Raw genomic sequence first — 20,022 nt, 5'->3', positions numbered from 1 at the left:
CTTCTGTCTCTGGCGATGTGGGCACGGCAGGACCCTAGGAGGATTTGAGTGCCACAGCGTTACGGCTGTGGGTGCCGAGATGATGGAAGAACAGGTTGAGCAGGACCGCGACGAGCGCTCCCGCACTGATTCCGGAACCGAGCACGGTCTGCGCCCAGGACGGGAATCCGGCGTAGAAGCCAGGGGCCGCGAGGGGGATGATGCCCGCTCCGAGCGCGACCGCGACGAGGATGATGTTGGAGCTGTCGTCCAGCCCGGCTTCGGCCAGGGTCCGGATGCCGCTCACGGCGATCGAGCCGAACAGGACGATGCCGGCACCGCCGAGCACGGGCATGGGGACCAGCGAGACGACCGCCCCGAGTACGGGGAAGGCGCCCAGGATCAGCAGGGCGCCGCCGGCCGCCGCGACCACGTAGCGGCTGCGCACCTTCGTCAGTGACACCACGCCTACGTTCTGGGCGAAGGCGCTGGTCGGGAAGCCGCCGAAGACGGGGCCGAGGAGCGTCGCGATGCCGTCGGTGCGCAGGCCCCGGGTGATGGTGGGCCCGTCCGTGTCCCGCTCGCAGATCTCGCCGAGTGCGAGCATGCCGGCGGAGGACTCCGTCATCAGCACCAGCATCACGATGCACAGGGAGAGGATCGCGGCGGGCTGGAATTCGGGCGCGCCGAAGGCGAAGGGCGTGGGCAGGGCCGCGACGGGCGCGGAGCCGAGCGCGGAGAAGTCGGCGAGTCCGAAGGGCACGGCGGCCAGCGTGCCGGCGAACATGCCCGCGAGCAGGGCGACCTGCTTGACGAAGCCACGTCCGAAACGCTGGATGAGCAGGATGACGACCAGCGTGAAGACGGCCAGCGCGAGGTACTTCATGGCGCCGAAGTCTTCGGCCGTCGCGTCGCCGCCCTGGGCCCAGCCGACCGGTACCGGCATCAGGGTGACACCGATGAGGGTGATGACCACGCCCGTGACCAGCGGCGGGAAGAAGCGCAGCAGCCGCCCGAAGAACGGGCCGACGGCCAGGCAGAAGACTCCTGCGACGATCACCGCCCCGTAGATGGCGGGCAGTTGGCGGCCCGGCGCAGTGGTCTCGGCGATGGCGAGCATCGGCGCGATCCCGGCGGAGGACGCGGCGTTGACGAAGGGCAGGCGGTTGCCCGCGAAGCGTCCGGCGCCGAGGGTCTGGAGGAGGGTGGCGACTCCCGCGATCAGGAGGCCGGCGGCGATCAGACGGGTCATTCCGGCAGCGTCGAGACCGACGGCCTGCCCGATGATGAGCGGAGGGGTGACGACGCCCGCGTACATGGCGGCGATGTGCTGGAGTGCGGCGGGGACGAGCCGCGAGGGCGGAAGCTTTTCGTCCACCGGGTGAACTGCCGTGAGGGCAGCGGCCGGTGGGGCGGTACATGGGCCTTTCGCCGGCCCCGTTGCAGGCTGTGCCATGGTATTTCCTCCGGGTTGACCGGCCCCCGCGCCTCCAGGGAGGCGGGGGCCGGTTCAGCACCGCGTCAGAGGTTGGTCAGGTCGACCGGGATCTTCGGCTCGACGCCGTCCCGCAGCACGGTCGCCTCGATGAGGCCGTACGGGCGGTCGGCCGCGAAGTAGACCTCGTTGTCGTTCTTGAGGCCGAAGGGCTCCAGATCCACGAGGAAGTGGTGGTTGTTCGGCAGCGAGAAGCGGATCTCGTCGATCTCACTGCGGTTGTTGATGATCCGCGAGCCCATCTGGTACAGGGTCTGCTGGAGCGAGAGGGAGTACGTCTCGGCGAAGGCCTGGAGCATGTGCTTGCGCGTCTGCTCGTAGGACTTCTCCCAGTTGGGCATGCGCTGCTCGTCGTCGGTCCAGTTGTAGCGCCACCGGGCGGAGACGTCGGTCGCGAGGATGCGGTCGTACGCCTCCTTCAGCGTCGTGTACTTGTCCTTGACGTAGCCCCAGAACTCCGAGTTGGTGGAGTTCATGACGGTGAGGTCCTTGAGGCCGGAGACGACCTCCCACTTTCCACCGTCGTAGGTGATCTGGGTGACGCGCGTCTCCTGGCCCTTGCGGACGAAGGAGTGCTTGACCTCGTCGGCTCCGATGAACTTCGAGTTGCCGTCGGAGGTCGCGATGCGCTCCCAGCCGTACTCCTCGATCCTGATCCGGGCCACCTTGATCGGCTCCTGCGAGCTCACGAAGTGCCGGGCGAGGTGGATACCGAACTGCTCGGCGGATTCGATGCCGTGTTCCTTGGCGAAGGCGAACACCGTGTTCTTGGTGGTGTCGGTCGGCAGGACGTTGGCGTTGGAGCCCGAGTAGTGGACGTCATCCATGTCGCCGGAGAGGGCGACCGAGACGTTGAGGTCCTTGATGTGGTGGGTGTCGCCGTCCCGCGTGATCCTGACGACGCGGTTCTCTGCTTTGCCGTACTGGTTCTGGCCGAGAATCGTGGGCATGTTGTCTGCTAGCTCCCTCGGTAAACGGAGTAGCCGAACGGGTTGAGCAGCAGCGGTACGTGATAGTGCTCCCCCGGGGTGACGGCGAACGCGATCGCCACCTCCGGGAAGAACGCGCCGCTGTCCCTTACGCGGGGGGCGTCCTGCTGCGCCTCGGCTTGCTTCTGGCTGGTGAAGTACGACTCGGTGTCGAAGACGAGCCGTACGTGGGTGGTGCCTTCCGGCAGTGCCGGCAGGTCCTTGCAGCGCCCGTCCGCGTCGGTCGCGGAACCGCCGAGCGTCACGTAGCCGGCGTCCGGGCCGCCGCGTGCGGCGAGCGAGACGCTGACGGCTGCGGCGGGGCGGCCGATGCTGGTGTCCAGGATGTGGGTGGACACCGATGCGGTGGTTTCGGTACTCAAGACCGTCACGCTCCTTGTTCTGGGGAGTCCTGTACGAGGCGGGTCAGCCGGATGCGGTTGATCTTGCCCAGTTCGGTGCGCACGATCTCGCGCTCCTGCTCGGGCGAGTTCCCGATCCGGGACTTCACCGCGTCGCGCATCTGCTCACCGGTGGCTCCGGTGGCGCAGATCAGGAAGACGTGTCCGAACCGCTCCTGGTAGGCCAGGTTGAGTTCGAGCATCTCGGTCCTGAGTTCCTCGGACGCCCCGGCCATCCCCCGCTGCTCACGGGCGGAGGCCGGATCTCCGGGCTTCGGGCGGCCGATCGGCGGGTGGCCGGCCATCGCTTCGGCCAGATCCTCCGCGGAGAGTCCCGCCATGGCGGTGTCACTCGCGGAGAACAGGGCTTCCGTGTCGGCGTACGGCCGGTGGGCGAGAACGAAGCTTCCCCACGCCGCACTGGCACACACCTCGTGCAGCACGGCTGTGGCCTCGCCGGCCGCCAGGGTGTTGAACCGGGCGAGGCCCGGTGTGGAGCTCGAAGTCACGGGAGCCTCCGTGGCTGTTTTTCGCTGTGCGTTGTCGGGCTGCGGATAGCTAACGCCCTTCACAACACCACGTCAACAGTTTGTTGAAATTCCGCGAACAGATAATGCCGCCGCCCGAGTTCCCGGACGGCGGCATCGACCCACTTCGGGTGACAGTTCTACCTCGGCCGTGTTACTCCCTGTTCAAGTAGTTGTAAACAGTGAAGCGACTGACCCCGAGGGCCCCGGCCACGGTCTCCACTCCGTGTCGCACGGCAAAGGCACCGCGTGCCTCCAGCGACCGTACGACGCCCTGCTTGGTCTTACGGTCCAGCTCGGACAGTGGCATTCCGTGCCGCCGCTCCATCGCGGCCAGGATGTGGTCGAGCGACTCGGAGAGCTGCGGGAGCCGCACGGCTATGACGTCCACCCCCTCCCAGGCGAGCACGACGTCGTCGGCCGCCGCCTGTCCGGGGCTCAGCAGCTCGGCTCCCATCGCGTCGACGAGCGGCTTCACCGCCGCGACCAGGGGGTGATCGGCGGGTTCGGTCACGGGGTGTCCTCCCCGATCACGTTGAGCTGGAGGGAGACCCGGGTGGCACCCGAGGCCAGCGCCTTGCGCAGCAGGGAGTCCACCGCGGTCAGCACCTGGTCGGCACCGCCTTCGGCCGTGTTCCCGAAGGGGCCCACGTCGACGGCGTCCAGATCGGCGGCCTGGACGACCTCGCGGGCCACCACCGCGTGGGCGGGTGCCTCGTCGAGATCGAAGGGCTCGGTGGTGAATTCCACCCTCAAGCGCACGGTGTCTCCCTCGTGTCCCGCCGCGTCCGTCGGCTCGCGCGGCTCGTCCCGACCCTAAGGCAAACCCCCCTCCTCACGGCCCGGCCTGGATGTCCCCCCGGGTCGACGAGGTGATCGGGTCACCGTGTGCGAAGTCGCCGGGCGGGATCCCCGGGTGGTGGCCGTCCCTGACCGCCCCGCTGCCGGCCGGCCCGGCCTCCGCGGCGGCGGGCCCCAGTGCCAGCCGGGAGACGATCCGGTAGCGGTCACCCCGGTAGAGCGAGTGGACGTACTCCACGGGCACCCCGGCGACGTCCGAGGTCAGACGCTCGAAAAGCAGGGCAGGGGAGAGCTCGGGGACCTCCAGGAGCTGTGCCTCCGCGCGGGTGACGACGGTGGGCTCGATGGCCTGGACCGCCTCACGCACATGCACCCCGTGGGTGTGGCGCAGATGCTCGTAGAGGTCGCCGCTCTCCAGTTCCTGGGCGGACAGCCCGGGGACCAGCGCGGCCCTGATGTGCAGGTGCTCGATGGCCATCGGGGCACCGTCGACCAGACGCAGCCGGGCGACGTAGACGATCTCCTCGGCGGGCGACATCCGCAGCTTGCGGCCGACCCGCGCACCGGCCTGGTGGGTGGTGAACTCCAGCAGCCTGCTCGACCACGCCCCGGCGGCCCGCGGCACGCTGAGAGCCAGATCGGCGGAGATCAGCTCCTGGGTGATCTTCTCCGGTGCGACGAACATGCCGCGCCCGTGCTCGCGGACCAGCAGCCCGGCCGAGACGAGCTCGTCGACGGCCGCACGCACGGTGGGCCGGGACACCCCCAGCAGGGCGCACAGAGCCCGCTCCGAGGGGATGGCGTCCCCCGGGCTGCGGTCCTCGATCAGTTCGAGGACCGCGTCGCGCGCCCGCTCCCGTTTGAGCACCGTCCCCGGTACGTCGGCTTCCATGCGTGCCCCTTCTGGCGTTCCACCCTCTTTACCAGTTGAGCAACTGAGGGCAACTGGTCAGGGAAAGTGTAGCCATCCACGCCCGGAAGAACAGGCCCTCTTCACCGATAGATCGCCAATACCCCTTTTTGCGGGAGGGGTTGACGGCCCCATTGGTCTATGCCACCTTCATCCACCATCAAGAGGTGAGCTGTCCAGTGGGCTTCACTGGTCAGGTGGTCAGGTCTCTGCTCCCGTTGAGGTGAACCGTGAAGTACCGCTTGCTTGCCGGTGTGTCCGCGCTCGTGACGGCCGCCGCTCTCAGTGCCTGCAGTTCTGCTGGGGACAGCACCCGCGACGCCGACGAGGCCGGGGGCGTGACCACGGTCGACGTCTGGCTGATGCGCGACAGCGTCTCGGCCGCCTTCCAGGAGGAGTTCACGAAGGGCTTCGAGGCGGCCCACCCGGACATCGACGTCCGGATCCAGATCCAGGAGTGGGACGGCATCGGCCAGAAGATCACCGCCGCGCTGGCCAGCAACGACGCCCCCGACGTGATCGAGGCGGGCAACACGCAGGTGGCGCAGTTCGCCGAGAGCGGCGGCCTGACGGACCTCAGCGACAAGAAGGACGAACTGAACGGCGACGCCTGGCTGAAGGGGCTCGCCGAGCCGGGTTCGTACGACGGGAAGCAGTACGGCATCCCGTACTACGCGGCCAACCGGGTCGTGATCTACCGCAAGGACCTCTTCGAGAAGGCGGGTGTCGACGCCGCCGGGATCACCACCCGGGAGCGGTGGATCGAGGCCACCACCAAGCTGAACAAGGGCGGCACGCAGGGCATCTACCTGCCGGGGCAGCTCTGGTACGCACTCGCCGGCTTCGTCTGGGACGAGGGAGGGGACCTGGCGACCGAGTCGGGCGGGAAGTGGAAGGGTGCGCTGGACACGCCGGAGGCCCTGCGCGGCATGGACTTCTACGCACGACTCCAGGCGCTCGGCAAGGGCCCCAAGGACTCCGACGAGGACGATCCGCCGCAGGCCGAGGTGATGGCCCAGGGCCAGGTCGCCCAGGTGATCTCCACTCCAGGTGGCGCCAACGTGGTCATCGAGAACAACCCCGCGCTCAAGGGCAAGCTGGGGTTCTTCCCGGTCCCGGGGAAGACCGCCGGCACCCCGGGCGCCGTGTTCACCGGCGGCTCGGACCTGGTGGTGCCCGCTGCGGCCGGCCATCCGGAGGCGGCGGTCACCTTCATCAGGGAACTGACGGGCGACGCCTGGCAGAAGAAGCTCGCGGTCGCCATGAGCTACGTGCCCAACCGGACCACGCTCGCCTCCGCGGTGGCGGGAGACCCGGGCGCCTCCGCGATGGCCGTGGGTGCGGCGAACGGCCACGCGACGCCGAACACCCCGGGCTGGGCGGCGGTCGAGGCCGAGAACCCGGTCAAGGACTACATGACGGCGGTCCTCACCGGCGGTGAGGCGGCGAAGGAGGCGGCCAAGGCCTCCGCGGACATCACCCGCGCCATGAACGCCGGTTCCTGACCCTCCCCACCGATGACCCGCCACCGAGAGGAGGCCCGCCGTGCCGGCCGTCCGTGAACGCACCGCGCCACACGTCCACCGTCCACCGCAACCACCGCCGGGACGGCGGCCCGGAGGGCCCGCGCGCGGCTTCTGGCCGTACGCCCTGATCGCACCCGCGATCGCGGGGATGCTCTACCTGCTCGTCTACCCGCTGGTGCGGGCCGTGGTGATCTCCCTGCAGGACTTCCGGCTGAGGCAGCTGATCAGCGGGGACGCCGAGTTCGTGGGGCTGCGCAACTACCGCACCCTGCTGTCGGACCCGCGCTTCTGGGAGGTGACCGGCCGGACCTTCGCCTTCATGGCCGTCAACGTCGTGCTGATCATGAGCATCTCGACGCTGGTCGCGCTGATGACGGAGCGGCTGCGCCGGGCCGGGCGGACGGTGGTGCTCTGCTCGCTGGTGCTCGCGTGGGCGATGCCCGTGGTCGCGGCGACGACGGTCTTCCAGTGGCTGTTCCACTCGGAGTTCGGCATCGTCAACCAGTCGTTGACCGCGCTCGGCTTCGGGTCCTTCGACCGCTATCCGTGGTTCGCGAACGGTACGGCGGCCTTCGCGATCCTGGTCCTGCTGATCGTCTGGCAGTCCGTGCCGTTCGCCGCGATCACCCTCTACTCGGCCCTGACCACGGTGCCCGCCGAGCTGTACGAGTCCGCGCGGATGGACGGCGCCTCCGCCTCCCGCGTCTTCCGCTCGATCACCTTCCCGCTGCTGCGGCCGATCTTCATGCTCGTGCTGTCGCTGGAGGTGATCTGGACCTTCAAGGCGTTCGTCCAGATCTGGGTGATGACCCGGGGAGGCCCGGGCGACGCCACCACGATCCTGCCCGTCTACGCGGTACAGACGGCGCTCTCCAGCCAGCGCTACGACCTGGGTTCCGCCGCGTCGATGGTCACCGTGGTCCTGATGTCCGGGGTGCTGGTGCTCTACTTCCGCCAGATGTTCCGCCAGGAGGACGACCCGCGATGACCCTGCTCCGTCCCCGCCTCCGGCGGATCCCGCTCAACGCCGCCGCCGTCGTGACCGTCGTGGTCTGCCTGTTCCCGGTGTACTGGATGATCTCCACGGCGTTCAAGCCGTCGCGGGACATCCGGTCGGCCGAGCCCCGGCTCGTGCCCTGGACCTGGACGCTGGAGCACTTCCGCCGGGCCGTTCAGGCCGACGGCTTCGAACTGTTCTGGCGCAACAGTGTCCTGGTGACGCTGGGGGCCGTACTGCTGTCCCTCCTCGTGGCCCTCGGAGCCTCGTTCGCGGTCGCCCGCCTGCGCTGGAGGGGGCGGAGGCAGTTCATGCTGCTGGTCTTCGTCGTCCAGATGGCGCCCTGGGAGTCACTGATCATCCCGATCTACATCATCTCCCGGGACACGGACATGCTGGACCGGCTGCCCACCCTGACCCTGGTCTACTTCATGATCACGCTGCCGTTCACGATCGTGGTGCTGCGGGGCTTCATCGCGACGATCCCGCCCGAACTGGAGGAAGCCGCCCAGGTCGACGGATGCACCAGGACCGGGGCGTTCGTCCGGGTGGCGCTGCCCCTGCTCGCGCCCGGCCTGATGGCGACCTCCCTGTTCGGCTTCATCACCGCGTGGAACGAGTTCGCCTACGCCAACTTCCTGATCATCAAGCAGCAGGACAACCGCACCCTGCCGGTCTGGCTCTCCTCCTTCCAGAACACCTTCGGCACCGACTGGGGCGCCACCATGGCCGCCTCCACGCTCTTCGCCCTGCCCGCGCTCGCGATCTTCCTGCTGCTCCAGCGCCACGTGACCTCCGGCTTCGCGGCCGGCGCCGTAAAGGGCTGAGCCCTTCAGGGGTGCCCGCCCCGCCGTCCCGCCGAACCCCCGAGTCCGACCCCGGAGGCCCCCGTGCCCGCATCACGTCCCGAGCTCTCCCTCGTCCCCCTCCCCCGCAAGGTCTCCCCCCGCCCGGGCCGCTTCGTGCTGGACCAGGACACCTCCGTGCGCGCGCTGCCGGGTGCGGAGGAGGCGGCCGGACTGCTGCGTACGCTCCTCGGGCCGACGACCGGGCTGGCCCTGCCGCCCGCCGCCGACGGCCGTGTCGTCCTGGCGCTCGACCCGCAGCTCGGCGGGCTCGGCGACGAGGGGTACGGCCTCACGGTCGGCCCGCAGGCGATGCTGCTGCGCGCCGCCCGGCCGGACGGGCTGCTGCGGGGTGTCCAGACCATCCGGCAGCTGCTGCCGGCCGAAGCGCTGTCGGGCGGGGTGCGCGGCGTTCCCTGGGAGCTGCCCTGCGTCGAGATCAGCGACGTACCGAGCTATCCCTGGCGCGGCGCGATGCTCGACGTCGCCCGGCACTTCCAGCCCGTCTCCTACCTGCGCCGATACGTGGACCTCATGGCGCTGCACAAGCTCAACGTCCTCCATCTGCACCTCACCGACGACCAGGGCTGGCGCATGCCGGTCGACGCCTGTCCGCGGCTGACCTCGGTCGGCGGGCACCGGGCGCAGTCCCTGTCCGACGGGATCGCGCACGCGGGGTCGTACACCAAGGCCGAGCTGCGCGGTCTGGTCCGTCACGCGGCGGAGCGCGGGGTCAGCGTCGTGCCCGAGATCGAGATGCCCGGACACGTGCGCGCGGCGCTCGCCGCCTACCCCCACCTGGGCAACCACCCGGACAGGCAGCTCGACGTGTGGACCCGCTGGGGTGTCTGCGACACCGTGCTCGGCGTCCACGAGGAGGTGTTCGACTTCTGCCGGACCGTGCTGGAGGAGGTCATGGACGTCTTCCCCTCCCCGTACGTCCACATCGGCGGCGACGAGTGCCCCACCGGTGAATGGGAGAGCAGCCCCGCGGCCAGGGCGCGTGCGGCGGCCGAGGGCCTCGCCGGGCCCGGTGAGCTGCACGGCTGGTTCATGCACCGGATCGGCTCGTTCCTCGTGGAGCACGGACGCCGGCCCACCGGCTGGGCGGAGAGCGGGTCCGAACTGCCGCCGGAATTCACGGTGATGACCTGGCGTGACCCCTCGCACGCCCGCACGGCCGCGCGGCGCGGCCACCAGGTGGTGACCGCCCACCACCGTGCCACCTACCTCGACTACGCCCAGTCCACGGATCCCGGCGAACCCTCGGCGCAGCCAGGCGCCCTGGTCCCCCTGCACGCGGTGCACGCCAACGAGCCGGTGCCCGAGGGCTGGGAACCGGAGGAGGCCGCCCGCGTGCTGGGCACACAGGCGCAGTTGTGGACCGAGTACGTGACGACGCCGGACCGCATCGAATACCTCGCCTACCCCCGGCTCTGCGCCCTGGCGGACCGTGCCTGGTCCGGCGGGCGCGCCGACTGGGCCGGTTTCGTCGAGCGTCTGCGCCGTCACACCACCCGGCTGGACGCCCTCGGCGTCCCCTACCGGCCCCTGACCCCGCGGTCCTTGACGACCGCGTCCGCAGGTACAGCGCACCCCCCTCGGTAGCTCATCCCCCACCGTTCCGGAGAGGAACATCGTCATGAGGACATTCCGCAGGAGCCGTGTCCGCGCGGCGTCGGCCGCCGCCGTCACCCTGGCCCTGGGCTGCACGGCCCTGGCCGCCCTGCCCGCGACGGCCGGTGCCGCCGCGGCCGGCGGGCTCGCCGTCCAGTACCGCACGAGCGCGTCCGGGGCCTCGGCCGACCAGGTCGAGCCGTGGCTGAAGGTACGCAACACGGGCAGCACGAGCGTGCCGCTCCAGGACGTCAAGGTGCGCTACTACTTCAAGGCCGACTCGCCGTCGGCGGCCTACCGTTTCGCCTGCTCCTGGGCGGTGAAGGGCTGCTCGAACATCACCGGGACGTTCAGGAACCTGACGAACCCGACCGCCACCGCCGACCGTTACCTGGAGATCGCCTTCACGCCGGGCGCGGGATCCCTCGCCCCGGGCGCCGACACCGGGGACATGCAGCTGCGCTTCCACCGCGCCGACTGGCAGCCGCTGGGACAGTCCGACGACTACTCCTTCGGCGCCGAACGCACCACCTACGCCGACTGGTCGCGCATCACCGCGCAGGTGGGCGGCGTCGCGGCCTGGGGCGAGGCACCCGGCGGCGAGGGCCCGACCGATCCGACCGATCCCCCCACCGACCCGCCGGCCGACGGGCCCACCCTGTTCGACGACTTCGACTACTCCGGTCACGCGGACCCGAAGATCGCGGCGAACGGCTGGAGCGTCCGTTCGAACTCCGGCGGCCCCGGTGTGCCGGGGGCCGTCTGGGCCCCTGAGAACGTCACCTTCGGCAGCCAGAACGGCAACTCGGTGATGAACCTGGAGACGTCGACCGCCGGCACGGGGGCCTCCACCGTGCAGACGGAGATCCTCACGAAGTCCACGAAGTTCCGCAACGGCACCTACGCGGCCCGGGTGAAGTTCAGCGACGCCCCGCGGTCGGGTCCGGACGGCGACCACCTCGTCCAGACCTTCTTCACGATCAACGACCTGAAGGCGCCGATGGCCGACGACTACGCGGAGTACGACTTCGAGTACCTGCCCAACGGCGGCTGGGGCGAGCCGGCCAACATCCTCTACACGACGTCCTGGGAGACCTACCGGCCCGACCCGTGGGAGGCCGTCAACCAGCACAGCGAGACACGGCAGAGCTATGCCGGCTGGCACGACCTGGTGGTGACGATCGACGGCAGCGCCATCACGTACTACGTGGACGGGCAGCTCTTCGGCACGCACGGGGCGGCGTACCTCCCCGAGCGGCCGATGTCGATCAACTTCAACCAGTGGCTGATCGATCTGGCCGGCCAGAGCAGCACCACGCCACGCTCGTACGACCAGCAGGTGGACTACGTCCTGCACGTGAAGGACCAGGTCCTCTCCCCCGCCCAGGTGTCGGCCCTGGTGCAGGACTACCGGGCCGCCGGGACCACGTTCGAGGACACGGTGCCGGCCGTCTGACCAGGCAGGTGTGAGCGGGAGCGGGGTGGAGGGCGAGACGGCCTCCACCCCGCTTCCGCGTGCCCGGAATTCGGGCTGCCTCTTGACAGCCGCACCACCCGCCATGCAATCTTCCGTTAAGCAGAAACTAACTTCCGCAATACGGAAGGAGCGCATGATGGCTTACTCGGACCAGCGCTTCGATGTGAACCTCTCGATCCTCTTCACCGAACTCCCGCTCCTGGAGCGCCCCGCGGCCGCCGCCGCCGCGGGCTTCACCGCGGTCGAGCTCTGGTGGCCCTGGACCGGGACCCCCACCCCCGCGCAGGCCGAGCTCGACGCCCTGAAGAAGGCGCTCGACGACGCGGGCACCCGGCTGGTGGGGCTGAACTTCTACGCCGGCGAGCTCCCCGGCCCCGACCGGGGGGCGCTCTCGCTCCCCGGCGAGGAGTCGGACCGCTTCCGCGCCAACATCGACGTGGCGGCCGGCTTCGCGGCCTCGGTCGGCTGCACGGCGCTCAACGCGCTGTACGGCAACCGCGTCGCAGGCGTGGACCCTGCCGTCCAGGACGAACTCGCCCTGGAGAACCTGGTCCTGGCAGCCCGCGCCGCCGACCGGATCGGCGCGACCCTCCTGATCGAGACGCTCAACGACACGGAGTCGCCGCTCTATCCGCTGGTCAGCGCACCGGCGGGCATCGAGGTCGTCGACCGCGTCAACGAGGCGACGGGCCTGGGCAACGCCGCGTTCCTGCTGGACCTCTACCACCTGTCGATGAACGGCGAGGACCTCAGCCAGGTGATCAAGGCGTACGCCGCGAAGACCGGCCACGTCCAGATCGCCGACAACCCGGGGCGCGGCGCACCGGGCACCGGCGGCCTCCCCCTGGAGCGGCTCCTCGACGAGCTGACCGCGGCGGGTTACGACGGCTGGGTCGGCCTGGAGTACAAGCCGGGCGACCGGCCGAGCGCCGAGTCCTTCGGCTGGCTCCCGGCCGAGCACCGGCCGGCCCGCTGAGGGCCCCCGCCCCACGCACACACGCTTACCGGAAGGCACCCTCATGAGCAGCAACCTCCCCAAGGTCGCCTGGATCGGGCTCGGCATCATGGGCTCCCCCATGTCCGAGAACCTCGTCAAGGCCGGCTACCAGGTGACCGGTTACACCCTGGAACAGGACAAGATCGACCGGCTCGTCGCGGCGGGCGGCCGGGGCGCGGCCTCGATCGCGGAGGCCGTCGGCGACGCCGACGTCGTGATCACCATGGTCCCGGCCTCCCCGCAGGTCGAAGCCATCGCGTACGGTCCCGACGGGATCCTGGAGAACGCGAGGCAGGGCGCCCTGCTGATCGACATGTCCTCCATCACCCCGCAGACCTCCGTGGACCTGGCCGGGAAGGCGAAGGAGAAGGGCATCCGCGTCCTGGACGCCCCCGTCTCCGGCGGTGAGGCCGGTGCGATCGAGGCCGTCCTGTCCATCATGGTCGGCGGCGAGCAGAGCGACTTCGACGCCGCGCAGCCCCTCCTCCAGGCCCTCGGGAAGACGATCGTGCTGTGCGGCCCCCATGGCTCGGGCCAGACGGTGAAGGCCGCCAACCAGCTGATCGTCGCGGTCAACATCCAGGCCTGCGCGGAAGCCGTCGTCTTCCTCGAGAAGTCCGGGGTCGACCTGAGCGCCGCGCTCGACGTCCTCAACGGCGGGCTCGCCGGCTCGACGGTCCTGACGCGCAAGAAGGACAACTTCCTCAAGCGGGACTTCGCCCCGGGCTTCCGGATCGACCTGCACCACAAGGACATGGGCATCGTCACGGACGCCGCCCGCAACGTCGGCGCCGCCCTGCCCGTCGGCGGGGTCGTGGCCCAGTTGGTCGCCTCGCTGCGCGCCCAGGGCGACGGCGGACTCGACCACTCCGCGCTGCTGCGCTCGGTCGAGCGCCTCTCCGGCTCCCGGGTCTGACGCCCTCGGCCCTTTTCAGGTCTCTCGGACGAGAGGCCCTGCCCCCCTGAACTCCGGGTCGCGGCGGCGCTGACACCTGTCCTGTCGCGCCCAGGCGCTGCCGCGACCCGGAACCTCACACTCCAATTTCAACAAACTGTTGACGTGCCGTTCCCGGCGAATCTACGCTCCTGAGGCCGTCAGCAGCCCCGTACGGAAGGCCTCCATGTCCCAGCGTGTGCTCACGACCGAGTCAGGCGCCCCGGTCGCCGACAACCAGAACTCCGCCACGGCCGGCGCCGGCGGGCCGATCCTCGTCCAGGACCAGCACCTGCTCGAGAAGCTCGCCCGCTTCAACCGTGAGCGCATCCCGGAGCGCGTCGTCCACGCCCGCGGTTCCGGCGCGTACGGGTACTTCGAGGTGACGGACGACGTCACCGGCTTCACCCGCGCCGACTTCCTCTCCGAGGTGGGCCGCCGCACCGAGACGTTCATCCGCTTCTCCACGGTCGCCGACTCACTGGGCGGCGCGGACGCGGTGCGCGACCCCCGCGGGTTCGCCCTCAAGTTCTACACGAACGAGGGCAACTACGATCTCGTCGGGAACAACACGCCGGTGTTCTTCATCAAGGACCCGGTGAAGTTCCCCGACTTCATCCACTCGCAGAAGCGTGACCCGTTCACGGGCCGCCAGGAGCCGGACAACGTCTGGGACTTCTGGGCGAACTCCCCCGAGGCGACGCACCAGATCACCTGGCTGATGGGCGACCGGGGCATCCCCGCCTCCTACCGCCACATGCACGGCTTCGGCTCGCACACCTACCAGTGGACGAACGCGGAGGGCGAGGCCTTCTTCGTGAAGTACCACTTCAAGACGAACCAGGGCGTGCGCTCCCTCTCCGCCGAGCAGGCCGCCGAGCAGGTCGGCAAGGACGCCAACTCGCACCAGACGGACCTGCTCCAGGCCATCGAGCGCGGCGTGAACCCGTCCTGGACGCTGTACGTGCAGATCATGCCGGCGGCGGAGGCGGCGGACTACCGCTTCAACCCGTTCGACGTGACGAAGGTGTGGCCGCACGCCGACCATCCGCTGCACCGCGTGGGCCGTCTGGTGCTGGACCGCAACCCGGACAACGTCTTCGCCGAGGTGGAGCAGGCGGCGTTCTCCCCGAACAACTTCGTGCCCGGCATCGGTCCGTCCCCGGACAAGATGCTCCAGGGCCGGCTGTTCGCCTACGCCGACGCGCAGCGCTACCGCCTGGGCATCAACCACACGCAGCTCCCCGTCAACGCGCCGAAGGCGGCGACCGTCGACAACTACGGGCGCGACGGTCTGCACGCGACGCGGTACGGCTCGCGCCAGGACAAGAACTACGAGCCCAACTCGTACGCCGGCCCGGCCCAGACCGGTCAGGCCCTGGCCGCGCCGCTCCCGGTGCACGGCTGGACGGGCACGCACGAGGCCCCCGCCCACGCGAAGGACGACGACTTCTTCCAGGCGGGCGAGCTCTACCGGCTGATGTCGGCCGAGGAGAAGGACCGGCTGATCGCGAACATCGCCGGCGGCCTCTCCCAGGTCACCCGTGACGACGTGATCGAGAAGAACGTCGCCCACTTCCGCGCCGCCGACGCCGACTACGGCAAGCGCGTGGAGGAGGCGGTCCGCGCCCTGCGCGAGGACTGAGCCTCCGTCCCAGGGCCCTGCCCGTGCCGCACACCCGGATGAGGGGTGCCGTCGCGGCACCGGCAGGACGGGACCGCGACGGCGGACGACGCCAGTGCGGTGGCGAAGGGCGCGGCGGCCGGCTCCAGACCTGAAGGTGCCGTCCACCACGGTCCACAGCCCGCCGTCGCGGTCGCCGTGAACGGATGAGCGGAGTGCGGTGCACGCGTGGGGCGTGCACCGCATTCCTGTGTGACGGCCGCCCTGTGTGACGGCCGCCCTGTATGGCGACCGCACGTCAGGTCGGTGGGGCCTGGCTCCCGGCCTGCCCCCGAGGGGCCCCCGTCAGGCCCCCGTCAGGCCTCCGTCAGGCGCCCGACATCTTCCCGAGGTTCCAGGCGTGCTGGTGGCGTGACTGCAGGGTGTCCGGATGGTCGGCGCCCAGGACCCGGGTCCGGTCCTCGACGATCGCCGCGTGCAGCGCCGCCGCCTCCTGGTACCGGCCGGTGGCGCTGATGTTCCAGGCGTGCTGGTGCCGGGACAGCAGGGTGCGGGAGTCGTCGGGCCCCAGGAGACGGTGGCGGGCAGCGGCGACCGCTCCGTGCAGCTCCGCCGCCTCCTCGTACCGGCCGGTCCTGCCCAGGTTCCAGGCGTGCTGATGCCGGGACAGCAGCGTGTCCGGGTCGTCGGGGCCGAGGACCCGGACACGGTCCTCCACCAGGACCGCGAAGAGCTCGGCCGCTTCCTGGTTCTTTCCCGCGTCACCCACGAACCAGGCGTCGTTGTGCCGGGACTGCAAGGTGTCCACGTGGTCTGCGCCCAGGACCCGGACGCGGTCCGCGATGACGCCCTTGAACAGCTCCGCCGCCTCCGCGTGCCGGCCGGCGCTGCCGACGTTCCAGGCGTGCTGGTGCCGGGACAGCAGCGTGTCCGGATGATCGGGTCCCAGAACCCGGGCGCGGTCCTCCATGAGCGCCCCGTGCAACGCCGCCGCCTCCTGCGGCTTGTTGGTGTGCCCGACGTTCCAGGCGTGCTGGTGGCGCGACAGCAGGGTGTCCAGGTGATCAGGACCGAGGACCCGGGCGCGGTCCTCGGCGATCGCCGCGTGCAGTTCCGCCGCCTCCTTGTGCCGGCCGGTCCTGCCGACGTTCCAGGCGTGCTGGTGCCGGGACAGCAGCGTGCGGGAGTCGTCGGGCCCCAGGGCACGCGACCGGTCCTCGGCGATCGCCGCGTGCAGCTTCGCCGCCTCCTCGTTGCGGCCGGTCCTGCCGACGTTCCAGGCGTGCTGGTGCCGGGACAGCAGCGTGTCCGGATGGACGGGGCCCAGAACCCGTACACGGTCCTCCACGAGCGCCCCGAAGAGCGCCACGGCCCGCCGGTTGTGTCCCGCGTCACCCACGAACCAGGCGTCGTTGTGACGGGACTGCAAGGTGTCCGCGTGGTCGGCACCCAGGACCCTGATCCGGTCCGCGATGACGGACTCGAAGAGCCCGGCCGCCTCCTTGTGCCGGCCGGCGCTGCCCACGTTCCAGGCGTGCTGGTGCCGGGACAGCAATGTGTCCGGATGATCAGGCCCCAGGACACGGGCGCGGTCCTCCGCGAGGGCCGCGTGCAGCTCCGCCGCCTCCTCGTTCCGGCCGGCGTTGCCCACGTTCCAGGCGTGCTGGTGCCGGGACAGCAGCGTGTCCGGATGATCGGGTCCCAGAACCCGGGCACGGTCCCTGACGAGGGCCGCGAACAGCGCGATGGCGTCCTGCTTCTTGTCGGCCTCGCTCGCCTTCGGGGCATCCTCCTGCCGGGGCCGCCCGGTGTTCGTCGGCTCCGGTTCGAGGACCCGGGTACCGCCCTCGGACACGGCCCGCTGCTCGTCGCGTGGAACCGCGTCGGCCCGGGGGCCCGCCGGCCAGGACACACCGTCGCGCGGATCGATCGCGGCGCGGAGCCTGTCGCGCACCTCCGCCGCCGTCGCGGGCCGCTGGTCGGGGTCCTTGGCCAGCAGGTCGGTCACCAGCTCGTCCAGGGAGGTCGGGATGCCGCCGCGGCGGCTGCCGGGAGGAATCGGCTCCTGCTGCAGGTGGGCGTACACCAGGGCCCCGGGCTCGGAGGAGTCGAAGGGCGGCCGTCCCGTGAGCAGTTCGTACAGGACGCAGCCGAGGGAGTACAGGTCGCCCCGCCCGTCGCCGGTCTTGCCCTGCAGCCGCTCCGGAGGCATGTACGCCGGGGTGCCGATGACGCGGCTGGCCAGGGTGGCAGTGGACAGGTAGCGGGCGATCCCGAAGTCGAGGACCTTCACCGTGCCGCCCGCGGTGAGCATGACGTTGTCCGGCTTCAGGTCGCGGTGCACCATCTCGACCGCGTGGGCGGCCACCAGCACGTCGGCGATCTGGGCCGTCCAGTCCATGGCCGCGGCCACCGGGGGCCGGCCGTCCTGGCGCAGGACCGCGCGCAGGTCACGCCCCTGGACCAGTTCCATCACCAGGAAGAGCGTGCCGTCCGTGTCCTCTCCCAGGTCGTGGATCCCCACCACCCCCGGGTGGTTCAGCCCTCCCGCGGTCCGTGCCTCACGGAAGAAGAGTTCGGCCGCCCCGGCCTCGTCCGGCATGTGGTGGAGGAGCTTGACCGCGACCCGGCGCATGATCCTGTTGTCCCGGGCCAGCCAGACCTCGCCCATGCCTCCGCGGCCCAGTAGCTTCTCGAGTTCGTACCGGTGCGCCAACACCCTCGCTGCCAACCCTGCCCCCACACTCAGTTCGCCGACAACCGCGGAGCTCCCGTGGACGACCGGAAGACGGCCGTACGCGAACGATCACCACGCATCCCTGCCCCGCCGCGCGGCCCACATCGACGACCTGCCTCGGCTTCGGGGAGGAGGATGTCACGGCCTGCGACGAGGCGCTCCACGAACCGGTTCAGGCTACCGCGCGCCGGAACCGTCTCCACATCCCAGGGGTTGGCGGCGGCCCGGGCCCGCGCCGGTCCGATCGCGTCCCCTCCCGCGCCCGGCACATGACGGCGCCGGCGCCCTCGACCGCTCAGGTCGAGGACGCCGGCGCCGGAAGGGTTCAGGAGACGGTCAGCGCGCGGATCGAGGTCGGGGCGTGGCCCGGCTCGGTCGCCACGTCCTCAAACTCGTTGACCGAGGCGATGTCGGATCCGCTCATCGAGATGTTCGTGACCCGCTCCAGGATCGCCTCGACCACCACCGGCACCCGGAACTCGGCCGCAAGCTTCTTGGCCTCCTCGAAGGCCGGCAGCAGCTGACCGGGCTCGGTGACCCGGATCGCCTTGCAGCCCAGGCCCTCCACGACCTTGACGTGGTCGACGCCGTAGACGCCCACCTCCGGGGAGTTGAGGTTCTCGAACTCCAGGTTGACCTGGAAGTCGATGTCGAAGTTGCGCTGCGCCTGGCGGATGAGCCCCAGATAGGAGTTGTTGACCAGCACGTGGACGTACGGGATGCGGTGCTGCGCGCCGACCGCGAGCTCCTCCAGCATGAACTGGAAGTCGTAGTCCCCCGAGAGGGCGACCACCGAGCCCTCGGGATCGGCCGTCGCCACCCCGAGCGCGGCCGGGATGGTCCAGCCCAGCGGCCCGGCCTGGCCGCAGTTGATCCAGTGGCGCGGACGGTAGACGTGCAGCATCTGCGCTCCCGCGATCTGGGAGAGGCCGATGGTGGAGACGTACCGGGTCTCGGGGCCGAACGCCCGGTTCATCTCCTCGTACACCCGCTGCGGCTTCAGCGGCACGTCGTCGAAGTGCGTACGCCGCTGGAGCGTCGCCCGGCGTTCCTGGGTCGAAGCCGCCCAGACGGAGCGGTCCTTGAGGCCGCCCGCCGCCTTGAGTTCCCGCGCCACCTCGACGAGGAGTTCCAGCGCGGCCGCGGCGTCCGACGCGATGCCGAGGTCCGGGGCGAAGATCTTCCCCAGCTGGGTGGGCTCGATGTCGATGTGGACGAAGGTACGGCCCTGGGTGTAGACGTCCAGCTTGCCGGTGTGACGGTTGGCCCAGCGGTTGCCGATGCCGAGGACGAAGTCCGACTCCAGGAAGTTCGCGTTGCCGTAGCGGTGCGAGGTCTGCAGACCCACCATGCCGGCGTTCAGCTCGTGGTCGTCCGGGAGGATGCCCCAGCCCATCAGGGTGGGGACGACGGGGACGCCGGTCAGTTCGGCGAACTCCACCAGGAGTTCCGAGGCGTCCGCGTTGATGATGCCGCCGCCCGCGACGAGCAGCGGCCGCTCGGAGGCGTTGAGCATCTCGACGGCACGCTCGATCTGCCGGCGGCTCGCGGCCGGCTTGTGGACGGGCAGCGGTTCGTAGAGGTCGGGGTCGAACTCGATCTCGGTGAGCTGCACGTCGATCGGCAGATCGATGAGGACCGGGCCGGGCCGGCCGGTGCGCATCAGGTGGAAGGCCTGCTGGAAGACGCCCGGGACCTGCGCCGCCTCCAGGACGGTGGTCGCGGCCTTGGTCACCGGCGCGGCGATGGAGGCGATGTCGACGGCCTGGAAGTCCTCCTTGTGCAGGACGGCCGTCGGGGCCTGGCCCGTGATGCAGAGGATCGGGACGGAGTCCGCGATGGCCGAGTACAGGCCGGTGATCATGTCGGTCCCGGCCGGCCCCGAGGTGCCGATGCAGACACCGATGTTGCCGGCCGCGGCACGGGTGTAGCCCTCGGCCATGTGGGAGGCGCCCTCGACGTGGCGGGCGAGGGTGTGGTGCACCCCGCCGGAGGCCTTGAGAGCCGCGTAGAACGGGTTGATCGCCGCACCCGGCACACCGAACGCGTTACTGACGCCTTCGCGCTTGAGGATCTCAACTGCCGCTCGGGCAGCGGTCATACGAGGCATTGAGTGCTCCTGCTCGGACCTGGTGGATTCGGGCTCTGTCGCGCCACCTGAGAGCACCAATTCCGAATTACGGAAGT

General features: G+C 70.3%; 17 protein-coding genes. 8 read left to right on the top strand and 9 right to left on the bottom strand.

Features of this window, described 5'->3' with window-relative positions:
• Positions 1 to 34 precede the first annotated feature (34 nt).
• The 7 genes from ACFYQ6_RS29950 to ACFYQ6_RS29920 form a co-directional block, all read right to left on the bottom strand.
• The gene (locus ACFYQ6_RS29950; protein ID WP_388765916.1) at positions 35 to 1,435 is read right to left on the bottom strand and encodes a nucleobase:cation symporter-2 family protein; all 1,401 of its coding nucleotides are present in this window, start codon (positions 1,433 to 1,435) and stop codon (positions 35 to 37) included.
• A 65-nt stretch (positions 1,436 to 1,500) separates the two neighbouring features.
• The gene (pucL, locus tag ACFYQ6_RS29945; RefSeq protein WP_388765914.1) at positions 1,501 to 2,424 is read right to left on the bottom strand and encodes a factor-independent urate hydroxylase; all 924 of its coding nucleotides are present in this window, start codon (positions 2,422 to 2,424) and stop codon (positions 1,501 to 1,503) included.
• 8 nt (positions 2,425 to 2,432) lie between these two features.
• Positions 2,433 to 2,825 carry a hydroxyisourate hydrolase gene (gene uraH / locus ACFYQ6_RS29940; RefSeq protein ID WP_356744733.1) on the bottom strand — a complete coding sequence of 131 codons (393 nt, stop codon included), beginning with the start codon at positions 2,823 to 2,825 and terminating at the stop codon, positions 2,433 to 2,435.
• Positions 2,826 to 2,830: 5 nt separating this feature from the next.
• A complete protein-coding gene (gene uraD, locus ACFYQ6_RS29935; protein ID WP_361580919.1) occupies positions 2,831 to 3,352 on the bottom strand; it encodes a 2-oxo-4-hydroxy-4-carboxy-5-ureidoimidazoline decarboxylase in 522 nt (173 codons plus the stop codon).
• Between the two features lie 172 nt (positions 3,353 to 3,524).
• Positions 3,525 to 3,884: a helix-turn-helix domain-containing protein gene (locus tag ACFYQ6_RS29930; protein WP_361580916.1), complete on the bottom strand. Its 360-nt coding sequence runs from the start codon at positions 3,882 to 3,884 to the stop codon at positions 3,525 to 3,527.
• Entirely contained in the window at positions 3,881 to 4,132 is a 252-nt protein-coding gene (locus ACFYQ6_RS29925; protein WP_361580914.1) for a hypothetical protein, read from the bottom strand. Before ACFYQ6_RS29925 ends, ACFYQ6_RS29930 begins: the two co-directional genes overlap by 4 nt.
• Before the next feature lie 73 nt (positions 4,133 to 4,205).
• Positions 4,206 to 5,063, bottom strand: coding sequence for a GntR family transcriptional regulator (locus ACFYQ6_RS29920; RefSeq protein ID WP_388765911.1), 858 nt, complete (start codon positions 5,061 to 5,063; stop codon positions 4,206 to 4,208).
• 248 nt (positions 5,064 to 5,311) lie between these two features.
• On the opposite strand from ACFYQ6_RS29920, the gene ACFYQ6_RS29915 reads away from it, so the two are divergent.
• From ACFYQ6_RS29915 to ACFYQ6_RS29880, 8 genes are all read left to right on the top strand, one after another.
• Positions 5,312 to 6,586, top strand: coding sequence for an extracellular solute-binding protein (locus tag ACFYQ6_RS29915; protein WP_361580908.1), 1,275 nt, complete (start codon positions 5,312 to 5,314; stop codon positions 6,584 to 6,586).
• A gap of 40 nt (positions 6,587 to 6,626) precedes the next feature.
• Positions 6,627 to 7,595 carry a sugar ABC transporter permease gene (locus tag ACFYQ6_RS29910; protein WP_361580905.1) on the top strand — a complete coding sequence of 323 codons (969 nt, stop codon included), beginning with the start codon at positions 6,627 to 6,629 and terminating at the stop codon, positions 7,593 to 7,595.
• Positions 7,592 to 8,431 (top strand): carbohydrate ABC transporter permease, encoded by an 840-nt coding sequence (locus ACFYQ6_RS29905; RefSeq protein WP_388765908.1) that lies wholly within the window; start codon positions 7,592 to 7,594, stop codon positions 8,429 to 8,431. The genes ACFYQ6_RS29910 and ACFYQ6_RS29905 overlap by 4 nt, the downstream gene beginning before the upstream one ends.
• A gap of 63 nt (positions 8,432 to 8,494) precedes the next feature.
• Positions 8,495 to 10,057 carry a beta-N-acetylhexosaminidase gene (locus ACFYQ6_RS29900; RefSeq protein WP_388765906.1) on the top strand — a complete coding sequence of 521 codons (1,563 nt, stop codon included), beginning with the start codon at positions 8,495 to 8,497 and terminating at the stop codon, positions 10,055 to 10,057.
• Between the two features lie 34 nt (positions 10,058 to 10,091).
• Positions 10,092 to 11,522 (top strand): cellulose binding domain-containing protein, encoded by a 1,431-nt coding sequence (locus ACFYQ6_RS29895; RefSeq protein WP_388765903.1) that lies wholly within the window; start codon positions 10,092 to 10,094, stop codon positions 11,520 to 11,522.
• Positions 11,523 to 11,679: 157 nt separating this feature from the next.
• Entirely contained in the window at positions 11,680 to 12,519 is an 840-nt protein-coding gene (locus ACFYQ6_RS29890) for a TIM barrel protein (protein WP_388766033.1), read from the top strand.
• A 43-nt stretch (positions 12,520 to 12,562) separates the two neighbouring features.
• Complete coding sequence (locus ACFYQ6_RS29885) at positions 12,563 to 13,456, top strand: 2-hydroxy-3-oxopropionate reductase (RefSeq protein WP_361580893.1); 894 nt, start codon at positions 12,563 to 12,565, stop codon at positions 13,454 to 13,456.
• Positions 13,457 to 13,661: 205 nt separating this feature from the next.
• The gene (locus tag ACFYQ6_RS29880) at positions 13,662 to 15,119 is read left to right on the top strand and encodes a catalase (RefSeq protein ID WP_361580890.1); all 1,458 of its coding nucleotides are present in this window, start codon (positions 13,662 to 13,664) and stop codon (positions 15,117 to 15,119) included.
• Between the two features lie 346 nt (positions 15,120 to 15,465).
• Here the strand turns inward: ACFYQ6_RS29880 and ACFYQ6_RS29875 are convergent, their stop codons facing one another.
• Both ACFYQ6_RS29875 and gcl read right to left on the bottom strand, forming a co-directional pair.
• Positions 15,466 to 17,817: a tetratricopeptide repeat protein gene (locus ACFYQ6_RS29875; protein WP_388765901.1), complete on the bottom strand. Its 2,352-nt coding sequence runs from the start codon at positions 17,815 to 17,817 to the stop codon at positions 15,466 to 15,468.
• 343 nt (positions 17,818 to 18,160) lie between these two features.
• Positions 18,161 to 19,945, bottom strand: a complete 1,785-nt coding sequence (gene gcl / locus ACFYQ6_RS29870) for a glyoxylate carboligase (RefSeq protein ID WP_361580884.1) — start codon at positions 19,943 to 19,945, stop codon at positions 18,161 to 18,163.
• Between the last annotated feature and the right edge of the window lie 77 nt (positions 19,946 to 20,022).

The sequence above is a fragment of the Streptomyces sp. NPDC005494 genome, from assembly GCF_042872025.1.
Taxonomy (GTDB): Bacteria; Actinomycetota; Actinomycetes; order Streptomycetales; family Streptomycetaceae; genus Streptomyces.
The sequence above is the reverse complement of the archived record's forward strand: the minus strand, read 5'-3'. Positions and strand labels throughout refer to the sequence as shown.

Bases quoted from the DNA above. Each gene is read 5' to 3' on its own strand.
- ACFYQ6_RS29890 (WP_388766033.1), top strand. From the start codon at position 11,680: ATGGCTTACTCGGACCAGCGCTTCGATGTGAACCTCTCGATCCTCTTC.
- ACFYQ6_RS29920 (WP_388765911.1), bottom strand. From the start codon at position 5,063: ATGGAAGCCGACGTACCGGGGACGGTGCTCAAACGGGAGCGGGCGCGC.
- ACFYQ6_RS29950 (WP_388765916.1), bottom strand. From the start codon at position 1,435: ATGGCACAGCCTGCAACGGGGCCGGCGAAAGGCCCATGTACCGCCCCA.
- pucL (WP_388765914.1), bottom strand. From the start codon at position 2,424: ATGCCCACGATTCTCGGCCAGAACCAGTACGGCAAAGCAGAGAACCGC.
- ACFYQ6_RS29895 (WP_388765903.1), top strand. From the start codon at position 10,092: ATGAGGACATTCCGCAGGAGCCGTGTCCGCGCGGCGTCGGCCGCCGCC.
- ACFYQ6_RS29905 (WP_388765908.1), top strand. From the start codon at position 7,592: ATGACCCTGCTCCGTCCCCGCCTCCGGCGGATCCCGCTCAACGCCGCC.
- ACFYQ6_RS29880 (WP_361580890.1), top strand. From the start codon at position 13,662: ATGTCCCAGCGTGTGCTCACGACCGAGTCAGGCGCCCCGGTCGCCGAC.
- ACFYQ6_RS29885 (WP_361580893.1), top strand. From the start codon at position 12,563: ATGAGCAGCAACCTCCCCAAGGTCGCCTGGATCGGGCTCGGCATCATG.
- gcl (WP_361580884.1), bottom strand. From the start codon at position 19,945: ATGCCTCGTATGACCGCTGCCCGAGCGGCAGTTGAGATCCTCAAGCGC.